Source organism: Streptomyces sp. ICC1 (assembly GCF_003287935.1).
Taxonomy (GTDB): Bacteria; Actinomycetota; Actinomycetes; order Streptomycetales; family Streptomycetaceae; genus Streptomyces; species Streptomyces tritrimontium.
On sequence record NZ_CP030287.1, the window covers coordinates 8,691,384 to 8,711,985 of the forward strand.

The 20,602-nt window shown below is 70.0% G+C and carries 13 protein-coding genes, 1 rRNA gene and 6 pseudogenes; 8 read left to right on the forward strand and 12 right to left on the reverse strand.

Annotation, left to right across the window (positions count from 1 at the left end; genetic code table 11):
* Positions 1-34: 34 nt before the first annotated feature.
* The 5 genes and pseudogenes from DRB96_RS40820 to DRB96_RS40845 all read right to left on the reverse strand — a co-directional run bounded on the left by DRB96_RS40820 (position 35) and on the right by DRB96_RS40845 (position 3,781).
* Positions 35-637 (reverse strand): phage tail protein, encoded by a 603-nt coding sequence (locus DRB96_RS40820; RefSeq protein WP_112452896.1) that lies wholly within the window; start codon positions 635-637, stop codon positions 35-37.
* Positions 638-777: 140 nt separating this feature from the next.
* Positions 778-1,185, reverse strand: coding sequence for a hypothetical protein (locus DRB96_RS40825; RefSeq protein ID WP_112452897.1), 408 nt, complete (start codon positions 1,183-1,185; stop codon positions 778-780).
* 282 nt (positions 1,186-1,467) lie between these two features.
* A pseudogene (locus DRB96_RS40835) lies at positions 1,468-2,280 on the reverse strand (ABC transporter permease); the annotation flags it as partial.
* Positions 2,281-2,415: 135 nt separating this feature from the next.
* Positions 2,416-3,234: a molybdate ABC transporter substrate-binding protein gene (modA, locus tag DRB96_RS40840; protein ID WP_112452898.1), complete on the reverse strand. Its 819-nt coding sequence runs from the start codon at positions 3,232-3,234 to the stop codon at positions 2,416-2,418.
* Positions 3,235-3,385: 151 nt separating this feature from the next.
* Positions 3,386-3,781: a helix-turn-helix transcriptional regulator gene (locus tag DRB96_RS40845; protein WP_112452899.1), complete on the reverse strand. Its 396-nt coding sequence runs from the start codon at positions 3,779-3,781 to the stop codon at positions 3,386-3,388.
* Between the two features lie 134 nt (positions 3,782-3,915).
* Between DRB96_RS40845 and DRB96_RS40850 the strand changes: the two genes are divergently transcribed.
* Positions 3,916-4,299: a S4 domain-containing protein gene (locus DRB96_RS40850; RefSeq protein WP_112452900.1), complete on the forward strand. Its 384-nt coding sequence runs from the start codon at positions 3,916-3,918 to the stop codon at positions 4,297-4,299.
* 489 nt (positions 4,300-4,788) lie between these two features.
* Here DRB96_RS40850 and DRB96_RS40855 read toward each other — a convergent pair.
* Positions 4,789-5,148 (reverse strand): annotated as a pseudogene (locus DRB96_RS40855) (hypothetical protein); the annotation flags it as partial.
* 95 nt (positions 5,149-5,243) lie between these two features.
* Here DRB96_RS40855 and DRB96_RS40860 point away from each other — a divergent pair.
* The 3 genes from DRB96_RS40860 to DRB96_RS40870 all read left to right on the forward strand — a co-directional run bounded on the left by DRB96_RS40860 (position 5,244) and on the right by DRB96_RS40870 (position 8,280).
* A complete protein-coding gene (locus DRB96_RS40860) occupies positions 5,244-5,696 on the forward strand; it encodes a DUF4442 domain-containing protein (protein WP_204357948.1) in 453 nt (150 codons plus the stop codon).
* A gap of 19 nt (positions 5,697-5,715) precedes the next feature.
* Positions 5,716-5,868 (forward strand): DUF2191 domain-containing protein, encoded by a 153-nt coding sequence (locus tag DRB96_RS40865; protein ID WP_112454401.1) that lies wholly within the window; start codon positions 5,716-5,718, stop codon positions 5,866-5,868.
* A 129-nt stretch (positions 5,869-5,997) separates the two neighbouring features.
* Positions 5,998-8,280, forward strand: a complete 2,283-nt coding sequence (locus DRB96_RS40870) for a glycoside hydrolase family 3 protein (protein ID WP_112452902.1) — start codon at positions 5,998-6,000, stop codon at positions 8,278-8,280.
* Here the strand turns inward: DRB96_RS40870 and DRB96_RS40875 are convergent.
* The gene (locus DRB96_RS40875) at positions 8,220-8,462 is read right to left on the reverse strand and encodes a DUF2716 domain-containing protein (protein ID WP_112454403.1); all 243 of its coding nucleotides are present in this window, start codon (positions 8,460-8,462) and stop codon (positions 8,220-8,222) included. The two genes, DRB96_RS40870 and DRB96_RS40875, sit on opposite strands and share 61 nt — an antisense overlap.
* Positions 8,459-9,202: pseudogene (locus tag DRB96_RS40880) on the reverse strand (zinc-binding dehydrogenase); the annotation flags it as partial. The gene DRB96_RS40875 and the pseudogene DRB96_RS40880, both read right to left, overlap by 4 nt.
* An 815-nt stretch (positions 9,203-10,017) precedes the next feature.
* Between DRB96_RS40880 and DRB96_RS40890 the strand changes: the two are divergent.
* Together DRB96_RS40890 and DRB96_RS40895 are read left to right on the forward strand one after the other, a co-directional pair.
* Positions 10,018-10,572 (forward strand): YceI family protein, encoded by a 555-nt coding sequence (locus DRB96_RS40890; protein ID WP_112452904.1) that lies wholly within the window; start codon positions 10,018-10,020, stop codon positions 10,570-10,572.
* A gap of 145 nt (positions 10,573-10,717) precedes the next feature.
* Positions 10,718-11,152 (forward strand): annotated as a pseudogene (locus tag DRB96_RS40895) (DeoR/GlpR family DNA-binding transcription regulator); the annotation flags it as partial.
* A 290-nt stretch (positions 11,153-11,442) separates the two neighbouring features.
* Here DRB96_RS40895 and DRB96_RS44065 read toward each other — a convergent pair.
* From DRB96_RS44065 to DRB96_RS40905, 3 genes and pseudogenes are all read right to left on the reverse strand, one after another.
* Positions 11,443-11,589 (reverse strand): annotated as a pseudogene (locus DRB96_RS44065) (glucosamine--fructose-6-phosphate aminotransferase); the annotation flags it as partial.
* A gap of 171 nt (positions 11,590-11,760) precedes the next feature.
* Positions 11,761-12,687 (reverse strand): 5'/3'-nucleotidase SurE, encoded by a 927-nt coding sequence (locus tag DRB96_RS40900; RefSeq protein ID WP_112452906.1) that lies wholly within the window; start codon positions 12,685-12,687, stop codon positions 11,761-11,763.
* A gap of 163 nt (positions 12,688-12,850) precedes the next feature.
* On the reverse strand, positions 12,851-14,104 hold the full coding sequence (locus DRB96_RS40905) for an MFS transporter (RefSeq protein ID WP_112452907.1): 1,254 nt from the start codon (positions 14,102-14,104) through the stop codon (positions 12,851-12,853).
* Between the two features lie 573 nt (positions 14,105-14,677).
* Here DRB96_RS40905 and DRB96_RS40910 point away from each other — a divergent pair.
* Positions 14,678-14,956: pseudogene (locus tag DRB96_RS40910) on the forward strand (ABC transporter substrate-binding protein); the annotation flags it as partial.
* 58 nt (positions 14,957-15,014) lie between these two features.
* Here DRB96_RS40910 and DRB96_RS40915 read toward each other — a convergent pair.
* A 23S ribosomal RNA gene (locus tag DRB96_RS40915) occupies positions 15,015-18,137 on the reverse strand.
* A 243-nt stretch (positions 18,138-18,380) separates the two neighbouring features.
* Here DRB96_RS40915 and DRB96_RS40920 point away from each other — a divergent pair.
* Complete coding sequence (locus DRB96_RS40920; protein ID WP_112452908.1) at positions 18,381-20,573, forward strand: right-handed parallel beta-helix repeat-containing protein; 2,193 nt, start codon at positions 18,381-18,383, stop codon at positions 20,571-20,573.
* Positions 20,574-20,602: the final 29 nt, after the last annotated feature.

Sequence of the window (20,602 nt, forward strand, 5' to 3'; positions counted from 1 at the left end):
CGCGAGGGCCGCCCCGCCCCCGTGGAGCGGTGGATCAGAGGGCGGAGTACGCGCCGTCCTTCATGACGAAGCTCGCCAGCGGCTTGTCGTCGCCCGCGGACAGGGCGGTGAAGGTGATGCCCAGCGTGGACGCCGTCTTGCGGGCCAGCTTGATGTCGTCGGAGGCGGTGACCTGGCCGCGCGGGATGTAGAAGCGGTAGGTCACGACCGCGCCGTCGCTCGCCTTGGTGTCGGTGAACTCCAGGCCGAGGGCGCGGGCGTCCGACTTCGGCGAGTCCGCGATGTCGTAGCGGTAGATGCCGTTGGCCGGCGTGGCCTCGTCGACGACCGCGCCGCCGCCCATGAAGAACGGCAGCGTCAGCTCGTTGAACTGGAGCATCGAGAACTTGATGCTCAGGTCCCGGTCGGAGTAGGTGAAGTGGACCGGGCTGACCGCCTGCCACGAGTCGACCGGCTCGAGCTTGTCCTTCTTGGAGAAGGTGACGCCGTCCGCCGTGGTGAAGCCAACGTCCTTCCAGCTGGCGCCCCAGTCGACGTCCGGCTTGCCGGTGAAGGCGGTCGGCAGCGCCGTGCCGGCCGCGGCGACGAAGAGGCGACCGTTGCCGGCTACGCGGATCTCGGAAGAGTTTCCTGCCATGGTGATGCTTCTCCTTATATAGGGGTCCGCCGATCCGAACTCCGGTGCGTCCGGGGCCGGGTACGGCAAAGGCCCCGCCGGACGGCAGGGCCTTGGTCTGTGGGGCCGGCGCGCGGGGGGCGCGGCCGGCGGAGGGTGCGTCAGAAGACGCTGAGGGACACCTGGATCACGCAGACGTAGCGGTTGGCGCCCCGGTACACGTAGTCCGGGAGCCAGCGCGGCCCGTCCTGCTCGATGACGTCGGTGAAGGTGTTCGGGCCGTACGTCTTGCCGAGCGCGGCGAGCAGGGCCCGCCGGGCGGAGTTGGCCAGCGTGTGCGCGGCGGCCTTGGTGGGGCCGTACACCTCGAACTCGATCAGCGGGATGTCCACGTGCAGGTCGCCGGTCCAGGCGCCGCCGCGCCGGTTGACCATGACGGCCCGCTGGGTGCCGTCGAAACCGGCGGGCGGGCTGACGGCGACGACGGCCGTGGACAGCGCGGGATCAGCTTGGAGGACGTCGACGACCAGGGCCTCGACGTCGGGGAAGGCACTCGGGGGAGTGGTCACGACGATTCACCTCGGGCTGATGGGTGGAAGGGGGCTGTCGGGCGGTGCCCGGAGCGGTCCCTTCTACCCATCTCACGCTGCCGACGATGTAGCCTTGGAAGAGGCGGGGGGATGGCGGCCCGGCGCCCGCGATGCCCCCGCGCCCCGCCCCCCCGCCGCCCCCGGACCCGCCGGACCCGCCGGCCGCCCCGGACCCGCCGGACCCGCCGGCCGCCCCGGACCCGGGTTGGCCGACGGGTCCGGGCCGGGAGCGTCGTCGGCGACCACCGGCGCGGCATCGGCGTCGCGGTGGGCGACGGGGGTCCCCGTCCACCTGCCGCGCAGGGCGACGAGCACGGCCATGGCGATCGCGAGCAGCAGCAGGGACACGGAGGTCGCGGCCTCGGGCCGGTCCTGGAGCAGCAGGTACACCTGGAGCGGCAGGGTCTGGGTGGTGCCGGGCAGGTTCCCGGCGAAGGTGATGGTGGCGCCGAACTCGCCGAGCGCCCGGGCCCAGGTCAGCGCGGCGCCCGCGACCAGCCCCGGGCCGACCATCGGCAGCGTCACCGTGAAGAACACGCGGACCGGCGTGGAGCCCAGCGAGGCCGCCGTCTCCTCGTAGCTCGGCTTGAGGCCGCCGAGCGCGCCCTCCAGGCTGATGACGAGGAACGGCATCGCGACGAAGGTGGCCGCGAGGACCGCACCGGAAGTGTGGAAGGGCAGCGTGATGCCGAAGGTGCCCTCCAGCCAGGGGCCGAGCAGTCCGCGCCGGCCGAAGGCGAGCAGCAGCGCCACACCGCCGACGGTGGGCGGCAGGACCATCGGCAGCAGCACGAGCGAGCGGACCAGCGCCTTGCCCCGGAACTCGACGCGGGCCAGGAGCCAGGCGAGCGGAACCCCGAGGACGAGCGAGATGCCGAGCGCCCACAGGGACACCAGCAGCGACAGCTTGAGCGCCTCGACCACACCGGGACTGGTGAGGTGCGCGCCGAGTTCGCTCCACTGGGTGCGGGCGAGGATGCCGAGCAGGGGCATCAGGAGGAACGCCACCGCGAGCACCGCGGGGATCGCGAGGGCCACGGGGGGCCGGGCGCGGCGGGTACGGACTCGGCTCATGTGGGTTCCCGGCTGGTGGAACGGTGACGGCGGGTGAAGCGTAGTGCGGTGGGCGGCGGGTCCGGACACGCGGCGCGGGGCTGTCCGTCCCCCCGGACCGGGCAGCCCCGCCACGTCACCGCGTCCGGTGGCCGGCTACGCCTTCTGGAAGCCCGCGTCCTGGAGGATCTTCTGGGCCTCCGGGGTGCTCAGCCACGCGACGAACGCGGCCGCGGCCTCGGCGTTCTTGGAGCCCTTGAGCGAGGCGGCCGGGTAGGAGGCCACGGCGTTCTCGGCGTCCGGGATGTCCACGACGGCGACCTTGTCACCGGACTTGAGGGTGTCGGTCTTGTAGACCAGGCCGGCATCGGCCTCGCCCAGCTCGACCTTGCTCAGCACGGCGCGGACGTTGGGCTCCTGCGAGACCGGCTTGACCTCGATCTTCTGCGCTTCGAGGATCTGCTTGCTGTAGCGGCCGACGGGGACCTCGGGCGCGGCCAGCACGACCTTGATCTTGGTGTCGGCGAGGTCCTTGAGGCCGGCGACCTTGAACGGGTTGCCCTTGCCGGTCGCGATGACCAGGCGGTTCTTGGCGATGACGGCCGGGTCGTTCACCTCGGTCTTGAGACCGTCCATGGTCTTGGTGTCCGCGGTGACCAGCGCGTCGGCCGGTGCGCCCTGCTTGACCTGGGCGGCGAGCTCCTGCGAACCGGCGAAGGAGAACGTGACCTTCGTACCCGGGTGGGCCTTCTCGTAGGCCGCGCCGGCGGTCTTGAAGACGTCGGTGAGGGAGGAGGCGGCGAGCACCGTCAGCTGGGCGGCCTTGGGCTCGGCGGATGCGGAGGTGCTCGGGGTGGCGGCGGCGTCGTCCTTCTTGTCGTCACCGCTGCCGCAGGCGGCGAGCGCCGGTACGAGCAGGGCGGCGGTCAGGGCGAGGGTCGCGGTGCGGCGGTTCAGGGGCAGGATCGGGGACATGCTGGTGCTCCTCGGTCGGGTCGGCGGCCGGGCCGGTGCCGGGTCCGCGCGGTGGTGGCCCGCGCCGGGGACGGGCGGAGCGGGTACGTGGTGCGGGCGCGTGGTGCGGGCGCGTGGTGCTGAGCGGAAGCGGGTACCCGGGGTACGGGGCTCAGGTGCGGTCGATGTGCACGCTGGTGGACTTCACGCGGGCGGTGGCCTGCATGCCGACCTCCAGCCCGAGCTCGTCGACGGCTTCGCGGGTGAGCAGGGAGACCAGCCGGTGGGGACCCGCCTGGATCTCGACCTGCGCGGCGACGTCGCCGAGCTTGACGGCGGTGACGATGCCGGGGAAGGCGTTGCGCGCCGAGGTGTGGGTCTCCCCGTCCTCGGTGTGGGCTCCCTGGCCGACCTCGATGGAGAAGGCGGCCAGCGCCCGGCCGTCGATCAGGCGGCGGCCGCTGTCGTCGCGGTGGGTCGAGACTCGGCCGGCGTCGGCCCAGCGGCGTGCGGTGTCCGGGCTGACGCCCAGAAGGCGGGCCGCCTGACCGATGGTGTAGGACTGCATGTGCGACAAGGTAGGGGCACATGGCCTGCATTTGCAATTCTCTTGGGATGATGTACATGGCAGATGCCACGCCTCTTGTCGTAACCGCCAAAATCGATTCCGGTGACGCGGGTCCGGGTGGCTAGAGTCGTGGCATGACTGAAGAGGGAACTGCGGGGTCGGCGCGGGTCGACGTGTGGATCTGGTCGGTCCGGCTCACCAAGACGCGGGCGATCGCGGCCGCGGCCTGCCGTGCCGGGCACGTCCGGGTCAACGGGGAGCGCGCGAAGCCCGCGCAGTCGGTGCGCGCCGGGGACGAGGTGCGGCTGTTCCACGCCGGCCGGGAGCGCATCGTGGTGGTCCGCCGCCCGGTGGCCAAGCGGGTCGGCCCGCCGGTCGCCGCCGAATGTCTGATCGACAACAGCCCGCCGCCGCCGACCCCGGTGGAGGCGGCCGTGGTCGGCATCCGCGACCGCGGCGCGGGCCGCCCGACGAAGCGGGAGCGCCGCGAGATCGAAACCCTGCGCGGCAACCGCTAGTGCAGTGACCTCGGGGAAGCCCGGTCCGGCAGTGTGCCGGGCCGGGCTTCGGCGTTTCCGAAGGGGGGCGGGTGTCCGGCGGCGCTGAGAAATTTTCTGCAAGGGATTGCTCCCGTTCTTCCGAGAAGGGCGGTCCCACGGGCTCTCGGAGTGCGGGAGGTGGTGAAATTCCTCGTTCACGAGGGCTTCACGCGCTGGTGACACCGCCAGTAACCTCCCCGCAAAACCTTGCGGAAAGTTTTCAACCCGCCGAAGCCGCAGGGACGTTGGCCCCGCTTCGAGGAGCAGACCTTGAGATCACGCACGCGATCACGCCTCAGACGGCGGCCGACGGCCCTGGCCCTGGCCGTCGCGGGGTGCCTGGCAGCCGTACCGGCGGCCGCACTGCCGGCCCCCGGTGCCCCCGCTGTCTCTTATATACCTCTCCGAGCCCACTAGACTAGGCATGATTACGTATCCCGTCTTGTCGTCCGCCTGGTCGGCGGTCTTGTCGTCCCGTGTCAGGACGAACGTCCCGGTGGCGGCCGCCGTCACCACGACGGCCGAGGCCGCGATGATGGCCACGGTCTTGGTCGAGAACGGGCTCCCGCCGCGGGGCGGCTGCGGTGCGCCGGGCGGCGGCGTGCCCCCCCACTGCGGTACGGGAACGGTCGGGGGCTGTTGGCCCCATTGCTGGGGGGCGGGCTGCTGCTGCGGGTACCCGTAGCCGGGCCCGGGCTGCTGCTCGCCGTACGCCGTCGGCTGCTGCTGGTACGGGTTCGGCGTTCCCGGCTGCTGCTGGTACGGGTTCTGATGCGCGTCCTGGGGGTTCTGTTCTCCCCCGGGCGGCTGCTGCTGTCCTGGCCACATGGCCGGTAACGATAGTGGGAGGGGCGGCCGGGAGCCACGGCCGCCCCCGTACAGGTATGGCCAATGCCGCTTACTGGCGGGTAACATCGCGTTCCATGAGCGCTGAACAGATGAACGTGGGCGAACTGCTCGCCGCGACCGTGCCGATGGCCAAGACCCTGAACCTCCAGTTCCTGGAGACCACCCCCGAGCGCGCGGTCGTCCGGCTGCCGGACCAGCCCGACTTCCACAACCACCTCGGCGGCCCGCACGCCGGCGCCATGTTCACCCTCGCGGAGTCCGCGAGCGGCGCGATCGTCCTGGCCGCCTTCGGCGACCAGCTCTCGCGGGCCGTGCCGCTCGCGGTGAAGGCCGAGATCGGCTACAAGAAGCTCGCCAAGGGCGTCGTGACGGCCACCGCCACCCTCGGCCGCCCGGCCGCCGAGATCGTCGCCGAACTCGACGCGGGCGGCCGCCCCGAGTTCCCCGTCACCATAGCCATCCAGCGCGAGGACGAGGCGGTGACGGGCGAGATGACCGTGGTCTGGACGCTGCGCCCCAACGCGTGACGAGCTCGTGGTGGAGGTGATGGTCCTCGCCGGAGTGGGCTCGCCCCAGGACGCGGTCGAGGCCGTCGTACGGGACTACATCGAGCGCGGCCACCGCACCGAGGCCCGGGTCCGGCTCCAGGACGAGCCCCGGCGGGACGGCGACATCGTGCAGCAGCCGCCGCAGGGCTGAACCTCGGGGCCGCGGTGGCGCGCCGGAGGCGGGCCCGCGCGGCGCACGGCGCACAGTGGGCGGCGGGAGCGGTCCGGCGCGGGCCGCTCCCGCCGCCCGGAGCCGATGCCCGCGCCGCAGGGAGCGCCCATGAGCGAGGCCGTGTCCAGACGCCGGGCCCTGGGCCTCCTCGGAGCGGTGGGCGCCGGCTGCGCGGCCGCCTGCGTACCCGCGCCGCCGCCCGGCACGCAGCCCCGCAAGGCGCCCGCCCCCGCCCCCGCCGCGGCGACCCGGGCCGACGTCGGCGCGCGCGTCGACGCCCTGCTGGAACGGCTCACCCTGGAGGAGAAGACCGTCCTGCTGCACGGGGCGCCGGACCCGGCCCCGCTCGGCCAGGCCGGCTACGTGCCCGGCATCCCGCGCCTGGGCATCCCCGCGCTCCGCCTCGCCGACGGGCCCGCCGGGGTCCGCGTCGCCAAGCCCGCCACCGCGCTCCCCGCGCCCGTCCTGCTCGCCTCCGCCTTCGACCCGGCGCTGGCCCGCGAGTACGGCCGGGTCATCGGCCGCGAGGGCCGCGCGCTCGGCCAGGACGTCCTGCTCTCGCCGATGGTCAACCTCATCCGCACCCCGTACGCCGGGCGGAACTTCGAGACCTTCTCCGAGGACCCGAAACTGACGGCGGACCTGGTCGCCGAGGTGGTCCGCGGCATCCAGGACGAGGGCCTCATCGCCACCGTCAAGCACTTCGCGCTCAACAACCAGGAGAAGGGCCGCGACACCGTCGACGTGATCGCCGCCGAACAGACCCTCCACGAGACGGAGCTACGGGGCTTCGAGGCCGCGGTGGCCGCCGGCGCGGGCGCCGTGATGGGCGCCTACAACAAGGTCAACGGCGTCTACGCCTGCGAGAACAAGCCGCTGCTGGACGAGCTGCTGCGCGGCCGCTGGGGGTTCGACGGCTGGGTGATGTCCGACTGGGACGCCGCCCACAGCACCGTCGCCTCGATCGGCGCCGGACTCGACATGGAGATGCCCGGAGGCACCCACTACGGCGCCCCGCTGCGCGAGGCGGTGCGCGGCGGCTCCGTCCACGAGAGCGCCGTGGACCTCGCGGTCCGCCGGATCCTGGTCACGATGGACCGCTTCGGACTGCTCGCGGAGCGGCCCGCCGCCCGGCCCGCCCGGGACCCCGCCGCCGGGGCCGCGACCGCCCGCCGGGTCGCCGTCGCCGGCGCGGTCCTGCTGCGCAACGAGCGCGCCACGCTGCCGTTGACGGGAGCCGCGGCCCGCTCGGTCGCCGTCATCGGCCCCACCGGGCGGACCCCCTTCGTCAGTGGCGGCGGCAGCGCCCACGTGGTCCCGGACGCGGCCGCCACCCCCCTCGCCGCGATCCGGCGGCGGGCCGGGGCCGTCTCCACCGTCTCCTACGCGCTCGGCGAGGACCTGTACGGGCGCCCGCTCCCCGGGAACCTGCTGAGCCCCGCCGCCGCCCTCGACGACCGGGCGGTGGACGCCGGGCGCACCTGGACCCACGAGGGAACCTTCCGGCTCGCGGCCGACGACGAGTGGACCCTGCTCGTCCACTACACCGGGAAGCGGCCGGCCGTCCGGCTCGACGGGGAGGAGCTGTTCCCCGTGCGGCAGGGCGTGGCCGAGCACTTCGCGGGCGGGCTGCTCGGGTCCGCGCCCGACGGGCTCACGGTGCGCCGGCGCACGCTCGCGCTCAAGGCGGGCGAGCACCGGCTCGCCGTCACCGCCGAGGGCGGCCCGAGGGGGCAGCGGCTGCGGCTGCGGCACACCACGAGGGCGACCCGGGCCGCCGACCTCGCCGAGGCGGTGAAAGCCGCCAAGGAGGCCCGCAGCGTGGTCCTGTTCGCCTACGAGGACGCCACCGAGGGCAGCGACCGCACCTCGCTGGGTCTCCCGGGCGGCCAGGCCGCGCTGATCGAGGCGGTCGCCGCCGCCAACCCGCGCACCACGGTGGTGCTCAACACCTCCTCCAGCACGACGATGCCGTGGCTGCGCCGCACCGGAGCGGTCCTGCAGATGTACTACCCGGGCCAGGAGGGCGCGGACGCCACCGCCGACCTGCTCTTCGGCGACGTGGACCCGGGCGGCCGCCTCACCCAGACCTTCCCGGCCGACGAGCGCGCGACCCCGGTCGGCGCGGACCCGGTGCGCTACCCGGGCGTGGGCGGGCGCCAGGAGTACGCCGAGGGCGTCCACGTCGGCCACCGCTGGTACGACGCGCAGCGGGTGGCGCCGCTGTTCCCCTTCGGGCACGGGCTCTCGTACACGACGTGGCAGTACGAGAAGCTCGTGGTGCGCCCGGGCGGCCCCCGCGACGGGAGCGGTGGGGGCGGTGGGAGCGGTCACCCTTCTTCGGACCCGGATTCTCGCGCGCTCCTGACCCCACCCACGCGCGCTACGTGACGAGAATGCTGGCCAGACCTGCGGCCCGCAGAGCCCAGGATGTCATCGATCTTCGCTGATCCGACATCAAGAAGACCCTGCCCGAACAGGCACAGTGACCCCTCCCAGGGGTGACCCACCCTGCCGGTCAGTAAGTCCTCTGACAGGTATCTGTAGTAGTCGCCAGCGGGATACGGGCTCAGGGGCGCAGGATCAGCCGGATCGGGTCGCCGCCCTTGGTGTAGAGGCGCGCGACGGCCTTCGCGGCGTCGGCGAGGGGCAGCACGTCGGTGATCGAGCGCGAGAAGTCCAGTCGGCCGCCTTCGGCCAGGCCGATCAGCTGCGGGACGGCGTTCTCCTCGGAGCCGTAGTGGCCGAGGATCTGGTGCTGGTGATAGCTGAACAGCGTGCCGTTGGTGACGGTCAGGGGTTTGTCGGTCAGTCCGACCAGGACCAGCCGTCCCCTGGGTGCGAGGACGCTCAGGGCTTGTTCGCGGACGGCGGCGACGCCAGCGAAGTCGAACCCGACCTCCAGGGCCCGGCCCCCAGTGGCGGCCAGGACCCGCTCGCGCAGCCGGGGGTCGGCCGGGTCCAGCGCCAGGTCCGCGCCGAAGTCCAGGGCTCGCCGGCGGGCGGCCGGGACGGGGTCGACGGCGATGACCGGGTAGGCGCCCACGGCGCGCAGCAGCTGGACGGCGTGGACTCCGCGCCCACCGATGCCCCAGACGCCTATGGCCTGGGCGGGGCGGACGTCCGCGGTGGTAGTGACGGCTCCCCAGGGGGTGGAGACCGCGTCCGGGATGATCGCGCCCTGCTCGAACGGTATCGAGTCGGGCAGCACGAAGAGGGTCTCCACGGCGGCCAGTGCGTACTCGGCCCAACCGCCGTCGTAGTCGACCCCGCGGGTCAGGAGGACGCCGTCGCGGACCTCGCCCGCCTGCAAGAACTGGCTCCCGGCACCGACCCGCACCTGCTGGTGGAGGCCATCACCGGCCCCTTGCTCGCACGGGTACTCCTCACCGGCGAACCGGTGGAGGAGACCTTGGCCCCGCGTCTGGTCGCCCTGGTCCTGGACGGGGCCCGCGCCTGACCCATGGCCCCGTACGTGGTAGGAGGCCGGCACTCCACGCGGACTCCGCTCGCCGGCGTACCGGGTCGGCCCGTTCGTCCAGGACGTGGGGCTGCTCATGCCTCCGCGAGTGGTCGTGAGAGGCTCAGCCCGTGGTACCCGAGTCCAGCGGGAGGGTGAGAGTGGCCTGGGCGCCCCTCTCGAGCGGGTTGGTGAAGCTGAGCCGGGCGTGCCCCGCGGCGATGGTGAGGCCGAGTCCACTGCCTTCGCCTCGTGCGGGGGTGGCGGTGCGGAGCGCTCGATGTGCTCGGGCTCCAGGCTGCGCCCCTCGTTCAGGACGATGGTGCTCTGGACGGGGTGGTTCGTACGGAACCGCACGGTCGCGGAGACGAGAGCCTCCAGACGTTCCGCCGGGTCATCCCCGACCTCCGCCAAGGCTGCGCCACACGCATCGAAGTAGGCGTCCAGCCCCTCGTCGAGGATGGCGACGAGCAGCTCCTGCTTGCCCTTGTAGTAGGAGTACAGGGCCGAGAGGCTGACCCCGGCCCGCTGGGCAATGTCACGGATCCGCGGGTCCGCTTAGCCGATCGGGTGACGTACGGGCGCGGCCGAACACCCGCCACGGCGGGCCTGGCTAGCGTGGACGAGCACCTCCCCTTCCCGTCCCCGAGCCCCCGCGGAGCAGGTCCATGACCACCACCCCCCTCACCTCCCTGACCGGGAACTACACCATCGACCCGGCGCACACCCAGATCGGGTTCGTGGCCCGGCACGCCATGGTCACCAAGGTCCGCGGCGCGTTCAACGAGTTCGAAGGCACCGGGTACTTCGACGGCGAGGACCCCGCCAAGTCCACCGTGTCCGTCACCATCAAGGCCGCGAGCATCGACACCCGCAACGAGCAGCGCGACGGCCACCTGCGCACCAACGACTTCCTCGACGCACCGAACTACCCCGACATCACCTTCGCCTCCACCGGCGTGCAGCAGCTCGACGGCAGCAACTTCCGGCTGACCGGCGACCTCACCATCAAGGACGCCACCCGGCCGCTCAGCATTGACTTCGAGTTCCAGGGCAGCGCCACGGACCCGTACGGGAACCTGCGCGTCGGGTTCGAAGGCTCGGCGCCCATCAGCCGCAAGGAGTACGGCATCACCTGGAACGCCGCGCTGGAGGGCGGCGGCGTCCTGGTGGGCGACAAAGTGGTGCTGGAGTTCGAGGTCTCCGCGATCCGGCAGCCCTGACCAGGTCTCTTGTTCACAGCAAGCGACGGGCCTCCCATCATGAACCTGTCTGATGCTGGGCTGTTCATGCAGGTGGACACCCGGGAGAATCCCGACCGGACGCAACCGGGACCCGCCCGTCCGCCGCTGACGAGGAGGCTGCCCCGTGGACACCGATGAACGCCGCCGCGTGATCCTCGCGATGACCCGCGGCAGCGGCTCCGTCGAAGTCCCCTCGCTCTCCGTGGAGTTGAACGTCTCATTGGAAACCGTAAGGCGTGACTTACGGGCGCTCGAGGAGCACGGCCTGATACGCCGCACCCATGGCGGGGCCCATCCTGTGGAGAGCGCCGGGTGCGAGACGACGCTGGCCCAGCGCTCCACGCGCCATCTGCCGCAGAAGACCCGGATCGCGGCGGCCGCGGCGGGGCTCCTGGGTGAGGCGGAGACCGTGTTCATCGACGGGGGCTTCACTCCCCAGCTGATCGCGGAGGCACTGCCCTGCGACCGCCCGATGACGGTGGTGACCGCCTCCCTGTCCACCGCGGGCGCGCAGGCCGGGCGGCCGCACATCCACACGCTGCTCCTGGGCGGCCGTGTGCCGACCGGGTGAACGACACCACGGGTCGGTACACCTAGACCGTCCTGCGATCCGCAGGAACTCCGCGGCCGGCAAGAGCGACCACGGCAGCCCGTGGTCACCGACGACATGCTGCACCCCGGGCTCCGCCACCGGGCGAACGGCGAGCGTGGACGCCCACACCAGAGCATGTGGCGTAGCGCTCCCGGGCGGCCAAGGATCGCAATGGCTACGTCTGGCACGCCCGCCCCGTCCCGGCGCCCCGCGCCCCGCGTGTTCCACAGGGTCGGTCCGAGGCAGGTGAAACGGGCGGGCATCGGGTCCCCGACCAGCTCCGTCTCCAGATTGCCCAGCTTGCCGGCCTTCTTGACCGAGGCGAGCTCCCCGTCTGCGAGCACGGCGACACCCGCCGAGTCGTAGCCGCGGTACTCCAGCCGCTTGAGTCCGGCAATGACCACATCGAGCGCCGACTGCGCAGGTAAGGCGGAGCGGGAGGGGGCGGAGCAGAACGGGACGGGGCGGAGCGGGAGGAGGCGGAGCGGGAGGAGGCGGAGCGGGAGGAGGCGGAGCGCGCCGTGGCGGCGCGCCCCGCCCCCGGAGGGGCGTCGCGTGAGGGACGGCCCGACGGCCTACGGGCGCAGGCCCGCGAGCAGGGCGGCGGTGACGGCGAAGTCGACCGGTCCGGTGTTCCAGTCGGCGTTCATCGGGCTGACCGCGATCTTCCCGGCGCTCACGGCTTCCACGTCGCTGCCCCGGGCCGGGGTCCGCAGGTCCACCTTCACGCCGACCTTCCAGGTGCCGTCGCCGGCATCGGTGAAGTCGGCCTTCAGCAGCGCCTGCGCGTCCTGGAAGGTGGTCGCCACCCCGGCCGGGGTGCCCTTGCCGTCGGCGCCGATGACGGGGTGGTTGACGTTGAGGCCGACACCCATGGGCAGCAGGGGGCCGGAGCGGGCCCGCGAGCGCAGCCGGTCGATCAGCTTGACGGCGAAGTCGAGCGTCGGCCCCATCGCGTTGACGGTGGTCACGGGATCGGGAGCCGCGACACCGCCGGTGCTCAGCGCGATGGCGGGGATCCCGGCGTCCAGTGCGGCGACGGCGCCGCCGACCGTGCCGGAGTGGGAGGCGAGGGCGGCGACGTTCGGGCCGAAGTTGGTGCCCGACACGACGAGATCGGGCGCGTTCCCCTCGAACACCTCGGAGAGTCCGAAGCCCACCGAGTCGCCGGGGGATCCGTCGACGGCCCACACCTTCGGCTCGGGGTGGCGCACGGCGATGGACGGGGCGTTCGAGGTCTTCGTGCCCGCGCCGCTCTGGTTGGTGAGCGGGGCGACGATGGTGACGTCGTGCCCGGCGGCGGTGAGCCGCTCGAAGGCCAGGCGGATGCCGGGCGCGTTGTAGCCGTCGTCGTTGGTGAGCAGGATCCGCAGCTGGCGCGCGGGTACGGGGGCGGGCACCGGGCCGGCCTGCGGCACGGCCGCGGCGGCGGGCACCGTACCGGCGAGGGCGGGGGCGCACAGCAGCAGGGCGGCCAACGGCAGAACTCGCTTGCGTTGCACGGAACGCTCCTTGGGAGAGGGGATGGAGTCGGAAAGGAGTGAGGGCCGGGAAGGGGTGGGGACCGGCGGGCGCGCGACCCTCGGCGCGAGCCCGCCGGAGCGCGGACCGGGCCGCCGCCCAGGGGCAGGAAAGACGGCCCGGAGACTTTGGGGCGCCAGCGGATCAGCGCACGCTGCGGATCGGGAGGATCGCCAGCGCGCCGATCAGCGAGAGGGCGCCGCCGACCAGGAACAGCGGGGTGTATCCGCCCAGGGTCGTGACGACCGCGGAGGCCACGAACGGGGCGATGATCTGCGGCCCGGCGTTCGCGATGTTCAGGACGCCCATGTCGCGGGCGGCGTCCTCGGCCCGGGGCAGCACCAGGGTGACGAGCGCGGTGTCGACGGCCATGAAGCATCCGAAGGCGAGGCCGTTGAGCGCGCTGAAGACGATCATGCCCGTCCACGTCGGGCTGATGACGGGGACCACCATGACCAGCCCGGCGAGGGCCGCGGAGACGCCGACGAACACCTTGCGGCGGTTCCAGCGGTCGGACAGCAGTCCGCCGACCACCGTGGAGACGGCCATCGCGACCATCGAGACGGGGGTGAGCACGGCCATCGCGGCGGGCGGGGTCAGCCCGTCGGGGAGGCTGATGTGGTCGCCCAGGATGTAGAGCTGGTAGCCGACGACCGAGAAGTAGCCGAGGACCATCAGGGCCCGCCCGATGAAGGCCCACCGGAAGTCGTGGTTGGCGAGCGCCGAGAGGAAGGCCTTGAGCTGGGCCCCCTTGGGGGCGGCGGGCGCGTCCGCGGCGACCTCGGGGCGCGGTACGTCCCGGCAGAAGGTGGTGAGCAGCAGCGCGGCCCCGGCGATGACCCCGCCGAAGATGAGGTAGCCGGTGCGCAGGTGGTCCGCGGTCTGGGAGGCGATCAGCACGCCGACCGTGCCGCCGATGGGCAGGCCCAGTCCGACCAGTGCGGACGCGGTGCCGCGCCGGGCGGCGGGGACGCGGTCGGGCACGATCGCGGTGACGGCGGCCTGGTAGACGTTCATGGTCGCCTGGACCAGGCACCAGCCGATCCCGACGAGCAGCGCGGTGCTGACGCTGCCGACGAGGGCGAGGCCGGCGAGCGAGGCGAGGGCGCCCCCCAGCACCCAGGGGTTGCGCCGGCCGCTGCGGTCGGAGAGGGCGCCGGCGATCGGGTTGAAGGCGGTCGCGAAGATCGCGCTGATGCCGCCGATCAGGCCCAGGACGGCGACCTTGTCATCGCCGGCGATGGCCTCGATCTGGGTGGGCAGCAGGACGGAGCCGACACCCATGTAGACGGCCATCATCGCGGAGTTCGCGACCAGCAGGAGGAGCAGGAGCCCGCGTCCGCGGGAAGGTTCGGGATCCGCCGGAACGGGCGGGTCGATGATCTCGTTCGTGGCCATGACGACTCCTCGGGGGACGGGGCGGGGAGGTGGCGTGGGGGGACCGCCGGAATGCGGTGCGCGGGGAGGACGGAGACGCCGGGGGTGCTGTCGCGCACGGGGGCGTCGCCGGGGAGGGCCGTGCCGAGCGCGGTGCGGCTGACGCGGTGCGGGTGCTGGGCGCGGTGCGTGCGGTGCCTGCGGTCGGAAGCGGGTGCGGTGCGGGTGCGGGTGCAGTGCGGGTGCGGTGCGGTGGTGGCGCAATGCGGATGCGCTGCGATGCGGTGCGGGTGCAGTGCCGGTGCGGTGCGGTGGTGTTGCGGTGCGGAGGCAATGCGGGTGCGGTGCGGTGCGGTTTACGCGATGTTGTTACACGTGTCACTTGCAGTGCTTGGACACTGTGTAGCACTCGATCCCGGCTCTAGCCAAGGGTTGACGCGGGTCTCCGTACAGATCGTGACCCACGGACGAAGGCCAGGTGGATCACGTGTAACCAACTGGATGGGGCCACGGGCCGGGTCCGAGCCGTCCGAAAAGGCTCTTGCACTTGTGGCGGTGGTCACGCTTCCGCAATACTCCGTGCCGCACCGCGACGGCCCCGCCGCCGCGCTGTACGCCTACGGCGTCAAGGGCAAGGGCGTCTGCGGTCCGACGACGGCCGCCGACGGCAAGCCCGACGTCCAGGCCGGTTCGATGGACATCGCCAAGGTCGAGATCCTCGGCAACGTCTACGACGAGTTCAACGTCGAGAAGTACGCCGCGCTCCAGCCCGACCGGCTGGTCACCAACACCTGGGACGGCACGTACTGGTACGTGCCGGAGGCCTCCAAGGACAAGATCTTCAAGCTCGCCCCGGCCGCCGCGGTCAGCGTGGGCCGCGACGTCTCGATGGACAAGGCCTTCAGAACTAACACAGTGGACGCGAGCAACTGAGGACAAGCCCTCGGCCTATTAGTACCAGTCAGCTCCACCCGTTACCGGGCTTCCACATCTGGCCTATCAACCCAGTCGTCTACTGGGAGCCTTACCCTCTCAAGGAGGTGGGAATACTCATCTTGAAGCAGGCTTCCCGCTTAGATGCTTTCAGCGGTTATCCCTCCCGAACGTAGCCAACCAGCCATGCCCTTGGCAGGACAACTGGCACACCAGAGGTTCGTCCGTCCCGGTCCTCTCGTACTAGGGACAGCCCTTCTCAATATTCCTACGCGCACAGCGGATAGGGACCGAACTGTCTCACGACGTTCTAAACCCAGCTCGCGTACCGCTTTAATGGGCGAACAGCCCAACCCTTGGGACCGACTCCAGCCCCAGGATGCGACGAGCCGACATCGAGGTGCCAAACCATCCCGTCGATATGGACTCTTGGGGAAGATCAGCCTGTTATCCCCGGGGTACCTTTTATCCGTTGAGCGACGGCGCTTCCACAAGCCACCGCCGGATCACTAGTCCCGACTTTCGTCCCTGCTCGACCCGTCGGTCTCACAGTCAAGCTCCCTTGTGCACTTACACTCAACACCTGATTGCCAACCAGGCTGAGGGAACCTTTGGGCGCCTCCGTTACTTTTTGGGAGGCAACCGCCCCAGTTAAACTACCCATCAGACACTGTCCCTGATCCGGATCACGGACCGAGGTTAGACATCCAGCACGACCAGAGTGGTATTTCAACGACGACTCCACAACCACTGGCGTGGCCGCTTCAAAGTCTCCCACCTATCCTACACAAGCCGAACCGAACACCAATATCAAACTATAGTAAAGGTCCCGGGGTCTTTCCGTCCTGCTGCGCGAAACGAGCATCTTTACTCGTAGTGCAATTTCACCGGGCCTATGGTTGAGACAGTCGAGAAGTCGTTACGCCATTCGTGCAGGTCGGAACTTACCCGACAAGGAATTTCGCTACCTTAGGATGGTTATAGTTACCACCGCCGTTTACTGGCGCTTAAGTTCTCAGCTTCGCCACACCGAAATGTGACTAACCGGTCCCCTTAACGTTCCAGCACCGGGCAGGCGTCAGTCCGTATACATCGCCTTACGGCTTCGCACGGACCTGTGTTTTTAGTAAACAGTCGCTTCTCGCTGGTCTCTGCGGCCACCCCCAGCTCACGGAGTAAATCCGATCACCAGTGATGGCCCCCCTTCTCCCGAAGTTACGGGGGCATTTTGCCGAGTTCCTTAACCATAGTTCACCCGAACGCCTCGGTATTCTCTACCTGACCACCTGAGTCGGTTTAGGGTACGGGCCGCCATGAAACTCGCTAGAGGCTTTTCTCGACAGCATAGGATCATCCACTTCACCACAATCGGCTCGGCATCAGGTCTCAGCCTTAATGAGGGACGGATTTGCCTACCCCTCGGCCTACACCCTTACCCCGGGACTACCACCGCCCGGGCTGGACTACCTTCCTGCGTCACCCCATCGCTTACCTACTACAAGTCTGGTTCGCCGGCTCCACCACTTTCCTTTCCCCGAAGGGTCCGGAACGGCTTCACGGACTTAGCATCGCCTGATTCGATATTGGGCGTTTCAAAGCGGGTACCGGAATATCAACCGGTTGTCCATCGACTACGCCTGTCGGCCTCGCCTTAGGTCCCGACTTACCCTGGGCAGATCAGCTTGACCCAGGAACCCTTAGTCAATCGGCGCACACGTTTCTCACGTGTGTATCGCTACTCATGCCTGCATTCTCACTCGTGAACCGTCCACAACTAGCTTCCGCTGCTGCTTCACCCGGCACACGACGCTCCCCTACCCATCACAGCGGGCGTTGGCCCTATTGCTGCAATGACACGACTTCGGCGGTACGCTTGAGCCCCGCTACATTGTCGGCGCGGAATCACTTGACCAGTGAGCTATTACGCACTCTTTCAAGGGTGGCTGCTTCTAAGCCAACCTCCTGGTTGTCTGTGCGACTCCACATCCTTTCCCACTTAGCGTACGCTTAGGGGCCTTAGTCGATGCTCTGGGCTGTTTCCCTCTCGACCATGGAGCTTATCCCCCACAGTCTCACTGCCACGCTCTCACTTACCGGCATTCGGAGTTTGGCTAAGGTCAGTAACCCGGTAGGGCCCATCGCCTATCCAGTGCTCTACCTCCGGCAAGAAACACGTGACGCTGCACCTAAATGCATTTCGGGGAGAACCAGCTATCACGGAGTTTGATTGGCCTTTCACCCCTAACCACAGGTCATCCCCCAGGTTTTCAACCCTGGTGGGTTCGGTCCTCCACGAAGTCTTACCTCCGCTTCAACCTGCCCATGGCTAGATCACTCCGCTTCGGGTCTAGAGCGTGCAACTCAATCGCCCTATTCGGACTCGCTTTCGCTACGGCTTCCCCACACGGGTTAACCTCGCTACACACCGCTAACTCGCAGGCTCATTCTTCAAAAGGCACGCAGTCACGACCGTTATTCCGAAGAATAACGGCGACGCTCCCACGGCTTGTAGGCACACGGTTTCAGGTACTATTTCACTCCGCTCCCGCGGTACTTTTCACCATTCCCTCACGGTACTATCCGCTATCGGTCACCAGGGAATATTTAGGCTTAGCGGGTGGTCCCGCCAGATTCACACGGGATTTCTCGGGCCCCGTGCTACTTGGGAGATTCTTAAGCAAGCCGCTGATGTTTCGTCTACGGGGGTCTTACCCTCTACGCCGGACCTTTCGCATGTCCTTCGACTACATCAACGGTTTCTGACTCGCCGACCGGCCGGCAGACCGATCAAAAGAATTCCCACAACCCCGCATGCGCAACCCCTGCCGGGTATCACACGCATACGGTTTGGCCTCATCCGGTTTCGCTCGCCACTACTCCCGGAATCACGGTTGTTTTCTCTTCCTGCGGGTACTGAGATGTTTCACTTCCCCGCGTTCCCTCCACACTGCCTATGTGTTCAGCAGTGGGTGACAGCCCATGACGACTGCCGGGTTTCCCCATTCGGACACCCCCGGATCAAAGCTCAGTTGGCAGCTCCCCGGGGCCTATCGCGGCCTCTCACGTCCTTCATCGGTTCCTGGTGCCAAGGCATCCACCGTGTGCCCTTAAAAACTTGGCCTACAGATGCTCGCGTCCACTGTGTAGTTCTCAAGCAACGACCAGTCACCCATCACCCTGACCCTGAGGTCAAGTTCACTGGGGCCGGCATCACAGAAGGCATGACCTTACGGCCGTACCCTCAGATACCCAACAACGTGCCAAGCACGATCCCCGGTGGGCGTGGGTTACGACTCGGGGCGGCGGAGGCCTATTCGCGCGCAGGGGGATCCGAAAAGGTGAACATTGCTCTACTCTCACGCGCATGTCGTGGACCCGCAGGTTTCCTGCCGTGCCGGCGGCGCTCCTCGCCGCCCTCCTAGCCCTCCTGTCCCTCTTCGTCGCCGCGCCCCTCGCGAGCGCGCACGAGGAGCGCCCCGTCGAACTCCCCGACGGCACCGGCTCCGTACCCCAGTACCGCGCGGGCGAGCCGGACCTGGTCGTCTGCAAGACCGACCGGCCCGCCTTCGAGCGCCGGATATCCGCCTTCCCCGACGCCCTCAAGCAGCGCAACCTCGCCCTCTACGACCGCTGCGAGAAGAGCGGCTTCCGCCACCTCCAGGAGGCCGTCGACGCCGCGGACCGCCCGGGCATGAACATCGCGATCCTCCCCGGCCTCTACGAGGAGGAGCCCTCGCTGCCCAAGCCGACGGGGGAGTGCGCCTCGCTCACGGCGCCCAACTCCTCGCTCGGCTACCAGATCCTGACCTACGAGCAGCAGGTGGCCTGCCGCCACAACCAGAACCTCGTCGCCATCCTCGGCAAGACGAACCTCCAGATCGAGGGCACCGGAGCCTCCCGGCAGGACGTCGTCATCGATGCCAAGTACCAGAAGCTGAACGCGATCCGCGCCGACAAGTCCAACGGCATCTACTTCCGCAACTTCACCGCGCAGCGCACCACCTTCAACTCGCTGTACGTGCTGGCCGGCGACGGCTTCGTCATCGACGACGTCCTGACCCGCTGGAACGACGAGTACGGCTTCCTGACCTTCGCCAGCGACCACGGGCTGTACAAGAACTGCGAGTCGTACGGCAACGGCGACTCCGGCATCTACCCCGGCAGCGCGTCCGACATCAACAACGGCCGCGGCTACGACGTCCCCCGCTACTCCATCGAGATCACCGGCTGCCGCAGCCACCACAACATGGTCGGCTACTCCGGCACCGCGGGCGACTCCGTATGGGTGCACGACAACGAGTTCGACCAGAACATGGGCGGCGCCTCGATGGACAGCGCCTTCCCCGGCCACCCCGGACTCCCGCAGAACCACGCGAAGTTCGAGCGGAACCTGATCCACGACAACAACGCCGACTACTACCACCACGTGGCCGACGGCACCTGCGCGAAGCCCCCGGCCGAGCGCGGCTACGAGCAGGGCGTCGTCTGCCCGCAGATCTCCATGCCCCCGGGCACCGGCATCATCACCGCGGGCGGCAACTGGAACCTCTACGAGAACAACTGGGTGTACGGGCACCAACGCGCGGGCTTCTTCCTCTCGGCCGTGCCCGCCTTCATCCGGGGCGAGGAGAAGCTGTCCAAGCAGGCGGACACCTCGCACCACAACCGCTACGCCGCCAACATCCTCGGCAAGGACAAGTCAGGCGCCTCCCGCCCCAACGGCATGGACGTGTGGTGGGACGGCCAGGGCCGGGGCAACTGCTGGCAGCCCGGACCGGACGGCTCCACCCCGGGCACGCTCCCGCAGTGCGGAGAGCGCCGCGGTGCGGTCTCCGGCGCCTCGGCCCGCCTGGCCGGTGAACCGGTGAAACTGGCCCAGCTCCTCGTCTGCGCCGACTACAGCGTCCAGGCGCGCAAACTCCCGGCCGGCTGCGACTGGTACGGGGCCCGCGGCCTCCAGCGGGTGGAGACCCAGATCGCGCTGGCCGTCGCGGCGGTCCTGCTCCTGGTCGGCGGCCTCCTGTGGTGGCGCCGGTTCCGGCCCCTCCGGCCCTCCTTGGCCCGGCTGGGCACGGCGGCCACCCTGCTCGGTCTCGCGGGCCTGGCCCTGGACGTGGCGGGCTCCACCATGGGGCTGGTCGCCGGTTCCGTCCCCGCCCTGGCGCTGCTCTGCCTCGGCCTGTGGTGGACCGGCATCGGTGTCGCCCTGCGCCCCACCCGCCCGTGGCTGGCCCGCCTGACCCTGCTCCTCGGTGCGCTCACCCTCCTCGACGCCTTCGACAAGGCCGTCCTGATGATTCCCTGGATCCCGCTCAGCCCCGCCTGGATACGGGCCCTCGTCGCGGTGGTGTGGATCCTGTGGGCGGTCGTCGCCGCGGCCGGCCCCGGCGGGAGCCCGGCCGCCCCCACGGGCCCCGGCGGAGACCCGGCCGGCGACCGCGTCCCCGTCCCCGCGGCCCAGACGCGGACCGGCGCGGAACCCGGCGCGGAGCCCGGCGCGGCATCCGGCGCGGAGCCCGGCGCGGCACCCGGCGCGGCCGAGGGGGAGCAGCGGTGAGCGATCGCCCCGAGAGCCGGGTCCGGTGC